At 62.3% G+C, this 1,285-nt stretch carries 2 protein-coding genes and 1 tRNA gene; 1 reads left to right on the forward strand and 2 read right to left on the reverse strand.

Features of this window, described 5'->3' with window-relative positions:
- Window positions 1-202 precede the first annotated feature (202 nt).
- Both D7W81_RS41270 and D7W81_RS42170 read right to left on the reverse strand, forming a co-directional pair.
- On the reverse strand, window positions 203-562 hold the full coding sequence (locus tag D7W81_RS41270; protein WP_120560751.1) for an H-type lectin domain-containing protein: 360 nt from the start codon (window positions 560-562) through the stop codon (window positions 203-205).
- Window positions 563-624: 62 nt separating this feature from the next.
- Window positions 625-948, reverse strand: coding sequence for a hypothetical protein (locus D7W81_RS42170; RefSeq protein ID WP_147445843.1), 324 nt, complete (start codon window positions 946-948; stop codon window positions 625-627).
- Window positions 949-988: 40 nt separating this feature from the next.
- Here D7W81_RS42170 and D7W81_RS41275 point away from each other — a divergent pair.
- Window positions 989-1,062: transfer RNA gene (locus tag D7W81_RS41275), tRNA-Arg, on the forward strand.
- Window positions 1,063-1,285 lie beyond the last annotated feature (223 nt).

The following is a 1,285-nucleotide window of genomic DNA, read 5'->3' on the forward strand; positions in this document are numbered from 1 at the left end:
TCATGTCGGCGCACAGCCAGCGTTGATCACGTCCGACGCTGACTGGCAACCTTCTGAAGTTGGGTCCAACTCGGGTGTTTGATCCACCAGGTTGATTTTCGGGCCGGAGATCAGGGACAGCCCCTAGCGGGGACGAGGACTTCTGGCTGGACGGGTGAGCACTTCGTCCCCAGCATCCCAGTTCAAGCTAGAGCATGGCCCGCTATCCGCCAATGGCCATCCAATTCGCCCAGACCCCGTGGATCACGGTGTCGGCCCACGTAGAGACATGGATGACACATGAATCGTCGTACACCTCCATCACGCTCATTCCGAGACGATGGCTGCTGCCACTGATGTCAAAGCTCACTACGGCGAGGTGCACGGCAGGCGGTGACGCGAAGCGCTTTCCAAACCGCACCGGGATGACCCTGGGAGAGTTCGCGGCGGTGACGCCTCCGGCATAGATCGTTCCCATGCGGATCGTGAGTCCACCTGCTTCGACAATCCGGTTGCTTTCCCCCACCGGAATATTCGGAACATCTTTCGAGCTGCGAATCTCATTCGGATTCACATCAGCCATGAGTGCATCCCCCAGTCGCACAGGCGAAGAACAGCCGCGCCGCTCGAGCGACACCCATGTTTCTATATAAAGAAGATACCGGGCCCCCAGTGTTCCACCGGGCTGGGGCAATGCATGACACCGAACTGCGCCTCCTCCCGCAGGGTGCAGACCGGATTGCCGTCAAAGCCCACCTGCTCGCGGCATTCGAGATTCATTGAGGCAAGGTCGTCGCAGTGTCCGCCGGCGCATTCCTCAAGACGGCGCTGGCCCATCGGAGACGCGGTTTTCTGGGAAGACGTCAGGTGATGACGCCGCCATTCGTCGTGGGGTGCACCGGCTTGGGCCAGGGGAACATGTGCCCCCTCCTCCCACGAGGGGACCTGGAATGCGTGCTTGCGTCGCATGAGGACTTCGGTTACTCCTCCGGCACCGGAAAGTAGTTCTGCGCGATTAGCTCAGCTGGATAGAGCGTTGGCCTCCGGAGCCAAAGGCCGCAGGTTCGAATCCTGCATCGCGCGCAGACGTAAAGGCCCGGAATCACTGGGGAAATCCCAGGGGTTCCGGGCCTTTGCCTTTCCGCGTGATGGCTCCTGCACAGAGGCCTCGCGCCCCCATCCGTCACCCCGCCGTGATGGACTAGACCCGGGGACATGAACCGCGCTCCCCTCCTCTCCGCCTGTCTCCTCGCTGCCTGCCTGGCCTGCACGGAGTCACCCCGGGCGCCCACGGCGTCCCCTGCCC

Source organism: Corallococcus aberystwythensis (genome assembly GCF_003612165.1).
GTDB lineage: Bacteria > Myxococcota > Myxococcia > Myxococcales > Myxococcaceae > Corallococcus > Corallococcus aberystwythensis.

Excerpts from the sequence above, each read along its gene's own strand:
- D7W81_RS41270 (WP_120560751.1), bottom strand. The coding sequence starts at position 562 with ATGGCTGATGTGAATCCGAATGAGATTCGCAGCTCGAAAGATGTTCCG.
- D7W81_RS42170 (WP_147445843.1), bottom strand. The coding sequence starts at position 948 with ATGCGACGCAAGCACGCATTCCAGGTCCCCTCGTGGGAGGAGGGGGCA.